Consider the following 14,257-nt stretch of genomic DNA (forward strand, 5'->3'; position numbering starts at 1 on the left):
GGCGGGGTCCGGCGGCGTGGTCGCCGGGGGATCTCCCCGGGCGTGGTTGACCGACGCGGCCGCTTCTTCTTCCAACGCTACCCGCCGGCAAAAGGTTGCATTCCCGACGATATTTCGCCGAGGACGACGAGATCAGACGGTGACGGGGCGTTCGTTGCCCGCGTCCCTGATGCCCCGCTCGGTGTCGACCCGGAGCAGCAGCAGTCCGCCGACGAGGAAGAAGATCACCAGCGCGAAGACGGCCGGCCGGAACGAGCCCGTGACCTGGACCACGATGCCGAAGGTGAGCGTGCCGAACCAGGACGTGCCGCGGTCCATCAGGTGGTAGAAGCTGAAGAACTCTGCTTCCTTGCCCCGCGGGATCAGCAACGAGAAGTACGACCGCGCCAGCGCCTGGGTGCCGCCGAGCACGACGCCGATCGCCACGCCGAGGACGATCAGCCAGACGAGCTGCTCCGCCGGGATCACCAGGGCAGCGGTGACGATCAGCATCCAGACCGCGATCCCGGCGAGGATCACCTGCTTGGCGCCGTACCGCCGGGCGACCGCACCGAAGAACAGCGCGCCGCCGACGGCGACGAACTGCACCAGCAGGTAGATCGCCAACATCGTGCCCTGCTCGAAGCCGAGCTCCTCGACGCCGAAGACCGACGCCTGGGCGATCACCGTCTGGATGCCGTCGTTGAAGAAGAGGTAGGCCAGGAGGAAGGTCAGGGCGACCGGGTAGCGGCGCAGCTCACGCAGCGTCGACCACAGCTGGCCGAAGCTGCTCGCCACCAGTCCACCCTCGACACGTTCGACGGCGCGCGGTGGGTGGTTGGTCAGGCCGCGGAAGGGGATGAAGGTGAACGCTGCCCACCACACCGCCGCGGAGAGCAGGCTGATCCGCACCGCCAGCCCTTGGCTGAGCCCGAAGGAGTCGTGGAAGCTCACCAGGACGAAGTTGAGCGCCAGCAGGAGCCCCCCGCCGACGTAGCCCATCGCCCACCCGCGGCTGGACACCCGGTCCCGCTCGGACTCGGTGGAGATGATCGGCAGGATCGCGTCGTTGAAGACCGTGGACGCGGCGAAGCACAGGTTGGCGACGATGAACGACACCACCCCGATCTGCCAGTTGTCCCCGGTCATGAAGAACAGGACGGCAGCAGCCGCGGCGCCCGCCCAGGCGAACCCGGCCAGCAGGTCCTTCTTGCGAGCGGTCCGGTCGGCGAGGGCCCCGAGCGGCGGCAGGATGATCGCGGACAGGATGGTCGAGGCGGTGATCACGAACGCGGGGAGCGCGTCGGGGTCGATCCCGGCGCCGAGGACGGAGACCCGGCCGTCGACCGCAGCCTCCTCGGCGACGGCGATGAGGTACGGCGCGAACAGGACGCCGGCGATCGTCGTCGCGAACGCGGAGTTCGCCCAGTCGTAGAAGAACCACGCCTTCTGCTCCCGGGCGCGGTTCAGCGGTCCCAGATCGGCGATCGGGGGTGTGGCGTTCATGGGGCTCCCTCCCACAGGCCGCGTGCGACCAGCACATCCTTGAGCAGATCGGTCCGATCCGTGAAGAGGCCGTCGACACCACGGTCGAGGAGGTCGCCCATCTCATCGGGGTCGTCGACGGTCCAGACGTGGACGTGCTTCCCCGTCGCGTGGGCTCGCCGGACCAGCCCGCTCGATGCGACCCGTAGCCCGAAGCGGCGATGGGGGATCTGGAACGCGACGAAGTCGCGCCCGGCGAGCAGGTTCGCGAGCCGCGCGCTCGGCAGGAACCGGTACACCAGGATCTCCCAGAGGTGGGCGGCGGTCGGGACCCGGCCCTCGGTGAGCCGTCGGAACTCGCGGACCCGGGCGGGGGAGAAGGAGCCGACCAGCACCCGGTCCCACAGGTCGTGCTCCCGGATCACGTCGGCGAGGACCTCAGCCGCGCCGTCCGACTTGATGTCGATGTTGAAGCGCGCGTCGGGGAACGCGTCGAGCAGCTGCCCGAAGGTCGGGATCTGCTCCCTCCCGGCGATCCGGGCCTCCCGGATCTCGGAGAGGGTGAGGTTGGCGATGGCGCCCATCCGGTCGGTGACCCGCTCGAGGACGGCGTCGTGGAAGGCGAGCAGCGCGCCGTCCTTGGTGACGTGCACATCGGTCTCGAGGTACTCGTAGCCCAGTGAGACGGCGTGCCGGAACGCGGAGAGGGTGTTCTCGAGGCCCTCGATCTCCGGGTGGTAGGCACCACCCCGGTGGGCGAACGCGAGGACGCGCCCGTTCTGCAGGTACATCCGCAGGTCAGATATCGCGGAAGGTCTCGATCTCCGCGCCCAGCGAGCTGAGCCGCTCGGCGAGATCCTCGTAGCCGCGGTGGATGACGTAGGTGCCGCGGAGGACCGACGTGCCCTTGCTCGCCAGCATCGCGAGGAGGACGACGACCGCCGGACGCAGCGCGGGCGGGCACATCAGCTCGGCCCCGGTCCACGACGTCGGCCCCTCGATCATCACCCGGTGGGGATCGAGCAGGCTGACCCGTCCGCCGAGCTTGTTGAGGTCGGTGAGGTAGATCGCCCGGTTGTCGTAGACCCAGTCGTGGATGTAGGTCTGGCCCTCCGCGACCGCGGCGATCACCGCGAAGAACGGCAGGTTGTCGATGTTGAGGCCCGGGAACGGCATCGGGTGGATCTTGTCCCGCGGCGCCACCAGGTCCGAGGGCAGCGTGCGGATGTCGACGAGACGGGTGTGGCCGTTGGCTGCGAGGTACTCCTGGGACAGCTCGTATCGGAAGCCCATCTCCTCCAGGACCGCGAGCTCGATCTCGAGGAACTCGATGGGCGCCCGGCGGACCGTGATCTCCGAGCGGGTGACGATCGCGGCAGCCAGCAGCGACATCGCCTCGATCGGGTCCTCGCTCGGCGAGTAGTCGACGTCCACGTCGATCACCGTGCGACCGGTGATGGTCAGCGTCGTCGTACCGACGCCCTCGACGGCCACGCCGAGCGCCTGCAGGTAGAAGCAGAGGTCCTGCACCATGTAGTTCGACGACGCGTTGCGGATCACGGTGGTGCCGGGGTGCAGCGCGGCCGCCATCACGGCGTTCTCGGTGACGGTGTCGCCGCGCTCGGTCAGGATGATCGGCTTGCCCGGTGAGATCGCGCGGTTGACCTGGCCGTGGTACCAGCCGTCGGTGGCCTTGACCTCGAGGCCGAACGGGCGCAGCGCCGACATGTGCGGCTCGACCGTGCGGGTGCCGAGGTTGCAGCCGCCGGCGTAGGGGAGCTCGAAGGTGTCGGCGCGGTGGAGGAGCGGGCCGAGGAACATCAGCACGGAGCGGGTACGACGGGCCGCCTCCTCGTCGATGCGGCTGAGATCGAGCTCCTTCGGCGGGATGATCTCGAGGTCGTTCTCGTCGTTGATCCAGCGGGTCTGGACGCCGAGGCTGCCCAGCACCTCGAGCAGCCGGTTGACCTCCTCGATGCGCGCGACCTTCCGGAGCGTCGTGCGCCCGCGGTTCAGCAGGGAGGCGCAGAGCAGCGCCACGCCGGCGTTCTTCGAGGTCTTGACGTCGATCGTGCCCGACAGCGTCGTGGGGCCCTTGACCCGGAGGTGGGTCGGGCCCGCGCCGAGGGCGACGATCTCGGAGTCGAGAGCGGCGCCGATCCGGGCGAGCATCTCCAGCGAGAGGTTCTGGTGGCCCTTCTCGATCCGGTTGATCGCGCTCTGGCTGGTGCCGAGCCGCTCGGCGAGCTGGGTCTGGGTCAGCCCGCGATGCTTGCGAGCGTCGCGGATCAGGTTGCCGATGCGACCTTTGTAGTCGGAGTCGCTCTCGACAGGGAGGGAAGCCGTCATACGACGACGGTAACTCATATATGAGATAGAGCCAACCGAGCGAGCGCCCCGCGCGTGTCCCCCACGATACGGCAGGATGACCGCCATGCTCGCGACGACCATCCACGGACCGCGGGACATCCGCGTCGAAGAGGTGCCCGACCCGACGATCAAGCGTCCGACGGACGCGATCGTCCGCGTGGTCGCAGGCTGCGTGTGCGGATCGGACCTCTGGCCGTACCGCGGGGAGAACCCGATCCAGGCGGGAGCGACGATCGGCCACGAGTGCATCGGCGTCGTGGAGGAGGTCGGCGGGGACGTGCAGCAGTTCCGCCCCGGCGACTTCGTGATCGTGCCGTTCTGCCACTGCGACAACACCTGCGCGCACTGCGAGGCCGGCGTGCAGTCGGCCTGCGACAACCTCAGCATGACCACGAGCGGTCAGGGCGAGCTCGCCCGGGTCGGGCAGGCCGATGGCAGCCTGGTCGCCGTGGACGGTGGTGCGCCCGACGCCGCGCTGGTGCCGTCGCTGCTCGCGTTGACCGACGTGATGCCCACCGGCTGGCACGCGGCGGTCTCGGCGGGGGTCGCGAAGGGCGGCTCGGTGGTCGTGGTCGGCGACGGAGCGGTCGGACTGTGCGGGGTGCTCGCCGCATCGGTGATGGGCGCCGAGACGATCATCGCCATGTCGCGGCACGAGGACCGGCAGCGGCTCGCCACCGACTTCGGGGCCACGCACGTCGTCGCCGAGCGCGACCGGGCGGGCGCGAAGGCGGTCAAGGAGATCACCGGGGGAGTGGGGGCCGACGCCGTCCTGGAGTGCGTCGGCACCGACCAGTCGATGGGCACGGCGTTCGCGGTCGCCCGGCCCGGCGCGACCGTCGGGTTCGTCGGCGTGCCGCACGGCGTGGAGCTCCCGGTCGGCAAGATGTTCCAGAAGAACGTCGCCCTGCGCGGAGGCATCGCACCGGTACGGCGCTACCTCCCCGAGCTGCTCGAGCTCGTCCTCGACGGTCGCATCGACCCCGGCCGGGTCTTCGACCTGACGCTGCCGCTCGCCGACGCGCCCGAGGCCTACCGGGCGATGGACGAGCGCCGCGCGATCAAGGTGCTGCTGCAGCCCTGACGGTCACTGGACGACGACGCCCTCGTCACTGGTGGCGCTGGGCTCGTCCGGGTTGCCCGTCGGTGCCTCGGGGACCTGCACCTCGACCAGCTCGATGACCACGTCGCTGCCGGTGAGGGTCAGCGTGTCGCCGTCGAGACCGACGTCTGGGCCCGCGCTGAGGAACTGCGAGATCCACGCGTCCTGGTCGTTGCGCCCGTCGGGGCAACCCATCTCGGTGCCGCCCATGGTGCCGACCTCCAGCCGGTCACCGTTGAGCGCCACCGTGCCGAACAGGTGGTTGCAGCCGGCGTTGACCGAGATGTCGTCGCCGGCGAACCCGATCTGGATCCGGGTGTCGTCCACCAGCTGGTGGCCGTCGACCCGCACCGAGGCGAACGTCCGTCCGTCGAGGTCGTCCAGCGACAGAGCGGCAGCCTGGTCGTCCCGTGCCGTGATGGCCGCGTCGCCGTCATCGCCACCACAGCCAGTGAGCGTCACGGTCAGGAGAGCTGCCGTGACCATCAGGATGGTCTTCACACCGATCGGACGTAGCGCCACGCCGTCAGGTTCCCACACCGCGGGCGACGTCGCCGAGGACCGCGGCCAGATCGGCGGGACGGGACCACATCGGCCAGTGGCTGGTCGGCAGGTCGACCCAGGTGACGTCGCTGAGCTCGGCCAGCCCGGCGAGGAAGCCGTAACCCTCGGCGGCGTACTGGCGGTACTGCTCGGAGGTGTAGGCCGTGCAGATGATCGTGCTCGGGACGTCACGGCGCGCGTCGTTGCCGAACGTCCACTCGCCCCGGAGCGCAGCCGCCGGCTGCGGCACGGCGCGCTCGCGGAACCGCGCCAGCTGCTCGTCGGAGAGGCCGTCGAGGTTCTCGTCGAGGTCGTCCCAGGACTGGGGGAGCGGCATCTCGTCACCCTCGAAGTCGGGGTTCATCGCGCCCTTCCCGGGCGCCGTGTCGACGTAGACCATCGCCGCGACCTGCTCGGGGATCTTGTCGGTCACCGCGTAGCCGGGCATCCCGGCTCCGCTGTGGACGGCGAGCACGACGGGGGCGCCGGCTGCCGCGACCGCGTCACAGATGGCGTCGACGTGGTCGGCGAAGGTGACCGAGGAGCGGTCAGTGGTGGGGGAGTCGAGGCCGGGCAGGGTGACCGGGTGGACGTCGTGCCCCTGCTCGCGGAGCTCGGATGCGACCTCGTCCCACGCCCAGGCGCCGAGCCAGAATCCGGGGACCAGCACGATCGGTGGAGTTGCCATGGTGACAACGTAGGGCTGTCCACCGACAGCGGTCCGCGGCGGTCAGACGAACTGGCCGGGCAGGACGACCGGCGGGCAGTCGCAGCGGTCGCCGCAGGGGAGGAAGGTGTGCACGCCGTGTCCGCACCGTTGGCAAGGCAGGTCGTGTGACAGATGAGTCACGGTGGTCATGGTCATGGTGTCGTTCCACATTTTCGGCACCTCCTCTCCTACTGATCGAGATTCGCGGCTGGTGATACAACGTTCTGCCGATGAAGACCCGCTACGAGCATCCGGTTCATCGCTCTCGGTGGGCTTACCTCTCCGACGTTAGGAATCCGTGGCCGCGCGCGCAGCGGATTGGAGAGAGACTGTCCTTCGGATTTGCCGGGGTGGTCAGAAATGACCAACCCGCATGGTGGAAAGGGGTCGGAGCGAGGTGGCACGCTCCACCCATGGCCGAGTTCACCCAGCAGGACCTCAGCGGTTCCCGGTTCGAGCAGGTCGACCTGCGCGGGTCGACGTTCACCGACGTCTATCTCAACGACATCGTGGTCCGCGACGCCATCCTGAGCGGGATGCGGGTCAACGAGGCGATCCTCGACGACGTCGAGATCAATGCCGAGATCCGCAACGTCCGGATCAACGGTGTCGATGTCGCGCCCCTCGTCGAGGCCGAGCTCGACCGGCGTTACCCGCAGCGACCGAAGATGCGCCCCACCACCGCGGCCGGGTTCGTCGAGGCCTGGGAGATCCTCGGCCGGCTCTGGGCCGGGACCATCGACCGGGCCCGCACGCTGCCGCCCGCGATGCTGCACGAGAGCGTCGACGGCGAGTGGTCCTTCATCCAGACCCTGCGCCACCTCTCGTTCGCGACCGCTGCTTGGGTCGGTCGGGGGATCCTCGGTGACCTCACGCCGTGGCACCCCCTCGACCTGCCGTGGGACGGCATGCCCGACAAGCCCGGCATCCCTCGGGACCGCGAGGCACGCCCCGACCTCGACACCGTGCTGGCGTTGCGGGCCGAGCGGCGGGCGATGGTGGCGAGCGTCCTCGAGGGGCTCACCGACGAGCGGCTCGCGTCCCTGATCACGCCTCCACCCGGCGACAGCTGGCCCCCGTCGGAGGAGATGCCGCTCTCGGAGCCGCTGCGGGTCGTGCTCAACGAGGAGTGGCAGCACCGGCTCTACGCCGAGCGGGATCTCGACGAGCTGGAGCGACGCGTCCGGGCATAGCGCGAGACCCCCGATCATGGCGGGTTCGGCTGACGCGGCGCGGGGGGACGTCGTACCGTCGGTCACGGGGAAAGTGACCGTGCTGGCGACCTCGCACGGTCGAAGGGGGAGGATCTCGATGCGCCGCTGGGCGTTTCTGCGGACGACGTGGGGCTGCCGGCTGTGGGTGTCGGCCGCCGTAACGGCTGCGCTGGTGCTGCCGCTGGTGCTCGCCCCGGTCGGCCACGGCCAGATGACCGACCACCCCGAGCTGACCGGCCTGCTGCTGGTGGGCCTGTCGATCCTCAACGTCGAGATCGGCCGGATCCTGGAGGGCGGGGTCTCGGACAGCCAGCGCCCCCACAAGGGCCTCTCGGCGTGGGCGTTCGCCAGTGCCCTGCTGCTCCCCACCTGGTGGCTGCTCCCGGTCGTCGGGGTCACCTACGCGCACGCCTGGTGGCGCGGGCTGCGGGTGACGCCGTGGAAGTGGGTCGGCTCGGCGTCGTACGTCGTGCTGGCCGCTCTCGCCGCGGCCGCGAGCGCCCACGTCGTGCTCGGCGGCACGCAGGACCTGATGCAGGGCGACGGTGCAGTGGGCCTGCTCGCCGTGCTGACGGCGACTGCGGCGTTCCTGGCCGTGGAGACGGCGATGTTCCACGGCAGTGCCTACCTCAACCACGCCGCGGACGAGGTCTGGCTCCGGCAGACCCTGCGCACGGCGTCGTTCTACCTGACCGAGACCGGGGTCCTGCTCATCGGCGGTCTGTCGGCGGCGATCTGGACCGGTGGGGGCTGGTTCGTGGTGCTGCTCGTGCCGGTCTACCTGGTGACCCAGCGAGCGGCGCTGCACGAACCGCTGCGGGAGCAGGCCGAGCACGACGCGAAGACCGGCACCCTCCGGTTCGAGTCGTGGCGACGGCTCGCCATGGTCGCCGCCGACCGCTGCCACCGCAAGCAGCGCCCCTGGTGCGTGCTCTTCGCCGACCTCGACCACTTCAAGGCCTTCAACGAGACCTGGGGCCACCTGGTCGGCGACGCCGCGCTGGTCACGGTGGCCGACGCCATCCGGGCGGAGCTGCGGGCCGAGGACCTGCTGGGACGGTTCGGCGGCGAGGAGTTCTGCGTGTTGCTGCCGGACGTGACGCCCGAGGACGCCGGTCGGATCGCCGAGCGCATCCGGTGTGGCGTGTCGACGGCCGCGGTGCCCGCCGCGGCGCCGGTCACCATCAGCATCGGCATCGCCACGATCACGCCGGGCGACGGGCCGACCGAGTTCGTCGCGGCCCTCACGGCCGCTGACCGCGCGCTGTACCGCGCGAAGGACGACGGCCGCAACCGCACCGGCATGGTGGAGGTCGGCGCGATCTGACCGTGTCCGTTCGGTCGTCCGGATGACCCATCGTGACCAGGACCCTTGTGGACGACCGCACGACGAGGTTTGTCCGTGGCGAGGAGGAGCATGAGTAGTCCAAGACCGAGGGGGGCGATCGTCAATGGGGGCAGGATCTTCGTACGACGCAGGACCGGCCGGTGGACCGGACGGCATGGAGAGCGGCTGCGGCTTTCCGACCTGTGACCGGGACACGGTCACCGAGCGCGGCATGTGCGACCTGCATCAACGGGTCGGCATCTCGCGCACCGGATCCTGGCTCGAGGCCAGCTGACTGTTCTCGGTTGCAAGCGGGTGACGCGCAGTAGCCTCGATCCATGGCGACCCGCGTCCGGTTCCCGAGCAGCACCGGCCCGCTGCTCGCGGGGCTGATCGACGAGCCGAGCGAGCCGGTCCGCGGCTGGGGCCTGTTCGTCCACGGCCTCACGCTCGGCAAGGACTGTCCGGCGGCCGCGCGGATCTGCAAGCAGCTCGCCAGCGACGGCATCGGGATGCTGCGCTACGACAACCTCGGCCTGGCGGACTCCGAAGGCGACTGGGGCGACGGCTCGTTCACCCAGAAGGTCGCCGACACGGTGGAGGCGGCTCGTTTCATGGCCGAACACGGGACCCCGATCGACCTGCTGGTCGGCCATTCCCTCGGCGGGGCCGCAGCCCTCGCGGCCGCGGCCGGGACGGACGCCCGGGCCGTTGTGAGCATCGGCGCGCCGATCGAGCCGGGCCACGCCGAGCAGCAGTACGACGCGCTGGTGGACCGGGTCCTCACCGAGGGCCAGGCCGAGTGGCTGGTCGGCGGCCGGGCGCTGACCCTGCGCCGGTCGTTCGTCGAGGACATGCGTCGCGCCGAGCTGCGGGAGGCGATCCGGAGCCTGCACCGCCCGCTGCTGATCATGCACTCGCCGACCGACAACACCGTCGGGATCGCCAACGCCAGCGAGATCTTCCGCACCGCGCGGCATCCGCGGAGCTTCGTCTCGCTCGAGGGCTCCGACCACCTGCTCACCAAGCGCGGGCAGGGGAAGCGGGCCGGTCGGATCATCTCGGCCTGGGCCGACCAGTACCTCGCCGATTAGGCTCACCCCGGTGAGCACCCGTGCGGCGGACGAGCAGCACCTGCGCGACCTCAAGCTGCTGCGGAAGGTCCGCGACCGGATCGACCGGGAGTACGCCCAGCCGCTCGACGTCGAGGCACTGGCGCGGGGCGTCGGGATGTCGGCGGGCCACCTCAGCCGCCAGTTCAAGCAGGCCTACGGCGAGCCGCCGTACTCCTACCTGATGACGCGCCGCATCGAGCGGGCGATGACCCTGCTGCGCAACGGCGACCTGTCCGTGACGGACGTGTGCTTCGAGGTCGGCTGCTCGTCCCTCGGCACGTTCAGCACCCGGTTCACCGAGCTGGTCGGGGTCTCGCCGAGCGTGTACCGCCAGGAGGCCGCCCTGGCCACCGAAGGGATGCCGCCGTGCGTGGCGAAGAAGGTCACCCGGCCGGTCCGCAAGCGCGGCGAGGTGGCCTGAACCGCACAGATCCGACCCTGGTCGGACGACAGCCCGGCGCCCGGCGCCCAGGATGGTGGCCCATGAGCGACCTCACCGGACGGACGTTCCTCGTGACCGGGGCCAATACCGGGATCGGCAAGGAGACGGTGCGCGGCCTGGCGGGTCGCGGAGCGCGGGTGGTGCTCGCAGGGCGGTCGGAGGAGAAGACCCGCGCGGCGATGAAGGAGATCGCCGACGACACAGGCAACACCGACCTCGACCACCTCCCGCTCGACCTGGGCGACCTCGGTTCGGTGCGGACGGCAGCCGAGACCTTCCTCGCCGGCGGGGAGCCGCTGCACGTGCTGATCAACAACGCGGGGCTGGCCGGCTCGCGGGGGATGACGGCGAGCGGGTTCGAGCTGGCCTTCGGCACCAACCACGTCGGGCCGTTCCTGTTCACCGAGCTGCTGCGGGACCACATCGTCGCGAGCGGCCCGGGCCGCATCGTCAACGTGGCGAGCACCGGCCACTACCGGGCCAAGGGCATCGACTGGGAGGCCGTCCGCCGTACGACGGTCACGCGCACCGCGTTCGACGAGTACTGCGTCTCGAAGCTCGCCAACGTCCTCCACGCGCAGGAGCTCGGCCGGCGGCTGGAGGGGACCGGCGTGACGACGTACTCCCTCCATCCGGGGACGATCGCCTCCGACGTGTGGCGGGCGGTGCCCTTCGGGCTGCGCCAGGTGATGACGCTGTTCATGCAGTCCACGGAGCAGGGCGCACGGACCTCGTTGTACTGCGCGACCTCGCCGGAGCTCGCCGGGCACACCGGCCGCTACTACGACAACCAGCGGGAGAAGACGCCGTCGGAGGTGGCGACCCCGGAGCTCGCCGCCGAGCTGTGGAGACGCAGCGAGGAGTGGGTCAGCGCCTACGTGCGCTGACCCGGCGCTGGTCGTCCGTGGTTGACTGCGCCCCATGCGCAGCGCACCTGCCGTCGTCGTCGGGGTCGTCATGGTCCTGGCCGGCGTCCTCTTCACGCTCCAGGGCCTCGGCCACCTCGGCGGCAGCCCGATGTCCGGGGTCGAGTTCTGGGCGATCGCAGGGCCGGCCATCGCCGGGCTGGGCGTCGCGCTCGTCATCGTCGGCATCCGCGGCGGCGGGCGCTGACCGCGCCCGCAGTGATCAGGAATCGAGAAGCGTCGGCACCCAGCCGCCCGTAGCGTTCGGGCCATGGACATCAACATTCACGCGACGTTCCTCCCGCACAACGACCCGGAGGCCGCCCTCGGGTTCTACCGGGACGCCCTCGGCCTCGAGGTCCGCAAGGACGTCGGGTACGGCGGCCTGCGCTGGATCACGGTCGGCCCGGTCGGGCAGCCCGACGTCTCGATCGTGCTCTACCCGCCGGAGGGCGACCCCGGCATCACCGAGGACGAGCGCCGCACCATCAACGAGATGATGGCCAAGGGCACCTACGCGAGCATCATGTTCGCCACCAAGGACCTCGACGGTCTCTTCGAGAAGCTCCAGGCGACCGACGCGGAGGTGGTCCAGGAGCCCACCGACCAGCAGTGGGGAGAGCGCGACTGCGCCTTCCGTGACCCCTCCGGCAACATGGTCCGCATCCAGCAGGTGCAGTGACGGTGCCGGCTGGTACAAGAGGGACCATGACGACGCCGCCGGCTGACAGCCACGACCTCATCCGCGTCCAGGGCGCCCGGGAGAACAACCTCAAGGACGTCGACATCGAGCTGCCGAAGCGGCGCCTCACCGTCTTCACCGGCGTCTCCGGCTCGGGAAAGAGCTCGCTGGTCTTCTCCACCATCGCTTCGGAGTCCCAGCGGCTGATCAACGAGACCTACTCCACCTTCGTCCAGGGCTTCATGCCGACGCTCAACCGCGCCGACTACGACGTGCTCGAGGGGATCACGCCCGCGATCGTCGTCGACCAGGAGCGGATGGGGGCCAACGCCCGCTCGACCGTCGGTACCGTGACCGACGCGAACGCGATGCTCCGCGTGCTCTTCAGCCGGCTCGGGTCGCCCTACATCGGCCCGCCCACCGCCTTCTCCTTCAACGTGCCGACGCGGCGCGCGAGCGGCGTGATGACGTCGGACACGGGGGAGAAGACGATCGTCAAGGAGGCGATCTACCTCGGCGGCATGTGCGCCCACTGCGAGGGACGCGGCAGCGTCTCCGACCTCGACCTGGCCGAGATCGTCGACGAGACCAAGTCGCTGGTCGAGGGCGCGATCCTCGTGCCCGGCTACACGGCGGACGGCTGGATGGTCGCGCCGTTCAAGGAGGTCGTCCCGCCGGACGTGCCGATCAAGGACCTCAGCGCCAAGCAGCGCGACGACCTCCTCTACGGCAAGACCCGCAAGGTGAAGGTCGACAAGGTCAACATCACCTACGAAGGCCTGATCCCCAAGATCCGCAAGTCGATGTTCAGCAAGGACGTCGACTCGTTGCAGCCCCACATCCGGGCCTTCGTCGAGCGGGCCGCCGTCTTCAAGCCGTGCCCGGAGTGCGACGGCACCCGCCTCAACGCGTCCGCGCGCTCGTCGACCATCAACGGCACAAGCATCGCCGACGTGTGCGCGATGCAGATCAACGATGCCGCCGAGTGGATCCGCGGCATCGACGACCCGGGCGTCGCGCCGCTCGTCGCCAACCTGCTCCACCTCTTCGACTCCTTCGTCGAGATCGGGCTCGGCTACCTCTCGCTCGACCGGCCCTCGGGGAGCCTGTCCGGCGGAGAGGCGCAGCGCACCAAGATGATCCGCCACCTCGGCTCCGCGCTGACCGACGTCACCTACGTCTTCGACGAGCCGACCGTCGGGCTGCACCCGCACGACATCCAGCGGATGAACGGCCTGCTGCTGAGCCTGCGCGACAAGGGCAACACGGTGCTCGTGGTGGAGCACAAGCCGGAGACGATCGCGATCGCCGACCACGTCGTCGACCTCGGCCCCGGTGCTGGTACGGCGGGCGGCGCGGTCTGCTTCGAGGGCACCGTGGAGGGGCTCAAGGCGAGCGGCACCCTCACCGGCGGTCACCTCGATCACCGGGTGACGCTCAAGGAGTCGGTGCGCACGCCGACCGGTGCCCTGGAGATCCGGGGCGCGAACACCCACAACCTCCAGGACGTCGACGTCGACATCCCCCTCGGCGTCCTGTGCGTCGTCACCGGCGTCGCCGGCTCGGGCAAGAGCTCGCTCATCCACGGCTCGCTCCCGGCCTCGGCCGACGTGGTCGTGGTGGACCAGTCGGCGATCAAGGGCTCTCGGCGGAGCAACCCGGCGACCTACACCGGGCTCCTCGAGCCGATCCGCAAGGCGTTCGCCAAGGCCAACGGCGTGAAGCCGGCGCTGTTCTCCTCCAACTCCGAGGGCGCCTGCCCGACGTGCAACGGCAACGGGATGATCTACACCGAGCTCGGGTTCATGGAGACGGTGGCGACCGTGTGCGAGGACTGCGGCGGCAAGCGGTTCCAGACCGAGGTGCTGGAGCTGCGGTTCGGCGGCCTCAACATCGCCGAGGTGCTCGACCTGCCGGTCGCCGACGCGCACGCGTTCTTCGCCGACGGCGACGCCAGGACGCCGGCTGCTGCGACGATCCTCGCGCGCATGGACGACGTCGGGTTGGGTTATGTCAAGCTAGGCCAGCCGCTCAACACGCTCTCCGGGGGAGAGCGGCAGCGGCTCAGGCTGGCTACCCACCTGTCGGAGAAAGGCGGCACCTACGTCCTCGACGAGCCCACCAGCGGGCTCCACCTCGCCGACGTCGACAACCTGCTGGGCCTGCTGGACCGGCTGGTCGACGCGGGCAAGTCGGTCGTCGTCATCGAGCACCACCAGGCGGTCATGGCACACGCCGACTGGATCATCGACCTCGGCCCGGGAGCCGGTCACGACGGCGGCCGGGTCGTCTTCGAGGGGACACCGGCGGACCTGGTGGCGTCGCGGTCGACGGTGACCGGCGAGCACCTGGCGGACTATGTCGGTGCCTGATGGCACTGTCTG

General features: G+C 70.1%; 14 protein-coding genes. 9 read left to right on the forward strand and 5 right to left on the reverse strand.

The genetic code is table 11. The features are described from left to right. Positions 1–132 precede the first annotated feature (132 nt). Genes F0U47_RS04070 through F0U47_RS04080 form a run of 3 tightly spaced genes read right to left on the reverse strand, consistent with a single transcriptional unit; the run spans position 133 to position 3,813 of the window. Positions 133–1,485, reverse strand: coding sequence for an MFS transporter (locus F0U47_RS04070; protein ID WP_149748990.1), 1,353 nt, complete (start codon positions 1,483–1,485; stop codon positions 133–135). Further along, a complete protein-coding gene (locus F0U47_RS04075) occupies positions 1,482–2,255 on the reverse strand; it encodes a glycerophosphodiester phosphodiesterase family protein (RefSeq protein ID WP_149748991.1) in 774 nt (257 codons plus the stop codon). The genes F0U47_RS04070 and F0U47_RS04075 overlap by 4 nt, the downstream gene beginning before the upstream one ends. Before the next feature lie 7 nt (positions 2,256–2,262). After that, complete coding sequence (locus tag F0U47_RS04080; RefSeq protein WP_149748992.1) at positions 2,263–3,813, reverse strand: helix-turn-helix domain-containing protein; 1,551 nt, start codon at positions 3,811–3,813, stop codon at positions 2,263–2,265. Between the two features lie 85 nt (positions 3,814–3,898). Between F0U47_RS04080 and F0U47_RS04085 the strand changes: the two genes are divergently transcribed. Next, positions 3,899–4,918 carry a zinc-dependent alcohol dehydrogenase family protein gene (locus F0U47_RS04085; protein ID WP_149748993.1) on the forward strand — a complete coding sequence of 340 codons (1,020 nt, stop codon included), beginning with the start codon at positions 3,899–3,901 and terminating at the stop codon, positions 4,916–4,918. Positions 4,919–4,921: 3 nt separating this feature from the next. On the opposite strand, the gene F0U47_RS04090 is transcribed toward F0U47_RS04085, so the two are convergent. Continuing rightward, positions 4,922–5,458 carry an META domain-containing protein gene (locus F0U47_RS04090; RefSeq protein ID WP_149748994.1) on the reverse strand — a complete coding sequence of 179 codons (537 nt, stop codon included), beginning with the start codon at positions 5,456–5,458 and terminating at the stop codon, positions 4,922–4,924. A gap of 4 nt (positions 5,459–5,462) precedes the next feature. After that, the gene (locus F0U47_RS04095; protein WP_149748995.1) at positions 5,463–6,167 is read right to left on the reverse strand and encodes an alpha/beta fold hydrolase; all 705 of its coding nucleotides are present in this window, start codon (positions 6,165–6,167) and stop codon (positions 5,463–5,465) included. 434 nt (positions 6,168–6,601) lie between these two features. Between F0U47_RS04095 and F0U47_RS04100 the strand changes: the two genes are divergently transcribed. The 8 genes from F0U47_RS04100 (at position 6,602) to F0U47_RS04135 (ending at position 14,245) form a co-directional block, all read left to right on the forward strand. Further along, a complete protein-coding gene (locus tag F0U47_RS04100) occupies positions 6,602–7,381 on the forward strand; it encodes a DinB family protein (RefSeq protein WP_149748996.1) in 780 nt (259 codons plus the stop codon). 118 nt (positions 7,382–7,499) lie between these two features. After that, positions 7,500–8,729 carry a GGDEF domain-containing protein gene (locus F0U47_RS04105; RefSeq protein ID WP_188111149.1) on the forward strand — a complete coding sequence of 410 codons (1,230 nt, stop codon included), beginning with the start codon at positions 7,500–7,502 and terminating at the stop codon, positions 8,727–8,729. Positions 8,730–9,067: 338 nt separating this feature from the next. Further along, entirely contained in the window at positions 9,068–9,823 is a 756-nt protein-coding gene (locus F0U47_RS04110; RefSeq protein WP_149748998.1) for an alpha/beta hydrolase family protein, read from the forward strand. Positions 9,824–9,833: 10 nt separating this feature from the next. Next, positions 9,834–10,265: a helix-turn-helix transcriptional regulator gene (locus F0U47_RS04115; protein ID WP_149748999.1), complete on the forward strand. Its 432-nt coding sequence runs from the start codon at positions 9,834–9,836 to the stop codon at positions 10,263–10,265. Positions 10,266–10,327: 62 nt separating this feature from the next. Then, positions 10,328–11,173 carry an SDR family oxidoreductase gene (locus tag F0U47_RS04120; protein ID WP_149749000.1) on the forward strand — a complete coding sequence of 282 codons (846 nt, stop codon included), beginning with the start codon at positions 10,328–10,330 and terminating at the stop codon, positions 11,171–11,173. 34 nt (positions 11,174–11,207) lie between these two features. Beyond that, positions 11,208–11,399, forward strand: a complete 192-nt coding sequence (locus F0U47_RS04125; RefSeq protein WP_149749001.1) for a hypothetical protein — start codon at positions 11,208–11,210, stop codon at positions 11,397–11,399. 63 nt (positions 11,400–11,462) lie between these two features. Beyond that, a complete protein-coding gene (locus F0U47_RS04130; RefSeq protein ID WP_149749002.1) occupies positions 11,463–11,873 on the forward strand; it encodes a VOC family protein in 411 nt (136 codons plus the stop codon). A gap of 26 nt (positions 11,874–11,899) precedes the next feature. Continuing rightward, positions 11,900–14,245: an ATP-binding cassette domain-containing protein gene (locus F0U47_RS04135; RefSeq protein WP_149749003.1), complete on the forward strand. Its 2,346-nt coding sequence runs from the start codon at positions 11,900–11,902 to the stop codon at positions 14,243–14,245. Positions 14,246–14,257: the final 12 nt, after the last annotated feature.

The organism is Nocardioides antri, assembly GCF_008373765.1.
GTDB classification, from domain to species: domain Bacteria; phylum Actinomycetota; class Actinomycetes; order Propionibacteriales; family Nocardioidaceae; genus Nocardioides; species Nocardioides antri.

Bases quoted from the DNA above. Each gene is read 5' to 3' on its own strand.
- F0U47_RS04070 (WP_149748990.1), bottom strand. From the start codon at position 1,485: ATGAACGCCACACCCCCGATCGCCGATCTGGGACCGCTGAACCGCGCC.
- F0U47_RS04075 (WP_149748991.1), bottom strand. From the start codon at position 2,255: ATGTACCTGCAGAACGGGCGCGTCCTCGCGTTCGCCCACCGGGGTGGT.
- F0U47_RS04080 (WP_149748992.1), bottom strand. From the start codon at position 3,813: ATGACGGCTTCCCTCCCTGTCGAGAGCGACTCCGACTACAAAGGTCGC.
- F0U47_RS04085 (WP_149748993.1), top strand. From the start codon at position 3,899: ATGCTCGCGACGACCATCCACGGACCGCGGGACATCCGCGTCGAAGAG.
- F0U47_RS04095 (WP_149748995.1), bottom strand. From the start codon at position 6,167: ATGGCAACTCCACCGATCGTGCTGGTCCCCGGATTCTGGCTCGGCGCC.
- F0U47_RS04100 (WP_149748996.1), top strand. From the start codon at position 6,602: ATGGCCGAGTTCACCCAGCAGGACCTCAGCGGTTCCCGGTTCGAGCAG.
- F0U47_RS04105 (WP_188111149.1), top strand. From the start codon at position 7,500: ATGCGCCGCTGGGCGTTTCTGCGGACGACGTGGGGCTGCCGGCTGTGG.
- F0U47_RS04110 (WP_149748998.1), top strand. From the start codon at position 9,068: ATGGCGACCCGCGTCCGGTTCCCGAGCAGCACCGGCCCGCTGCTCGCG.
- F0U47_RS04120 (WP_149749000.1), top strand. From the start codon at position 10,328: ATGAGCGACCTCACCGGACGGACGTTCCTCGTGACCGGGGCCAATACC.
- F0U47_RS04125 (WP_149749001.1), top strand. From the start codon at position 11,208: ATGCGCAGCGCACCTGCCGTCGTCGTCGGGGTCGTCATGGTCCTGGCC.
- F0U47_RS04130 (WP_149749002.1), top strand. From the start codon at position 11,463: ATGGACATCAACATTCACGCGACGTTCCTCCCGCACAACGACCCGGAG.
- F0U47_RS04135 (WP_149749003.1), top strand. From the start codon at position 11,900: ATGACGACGCCGCCGGCTGACAGCCACGACCTCATCCGCGTCCAGGGC.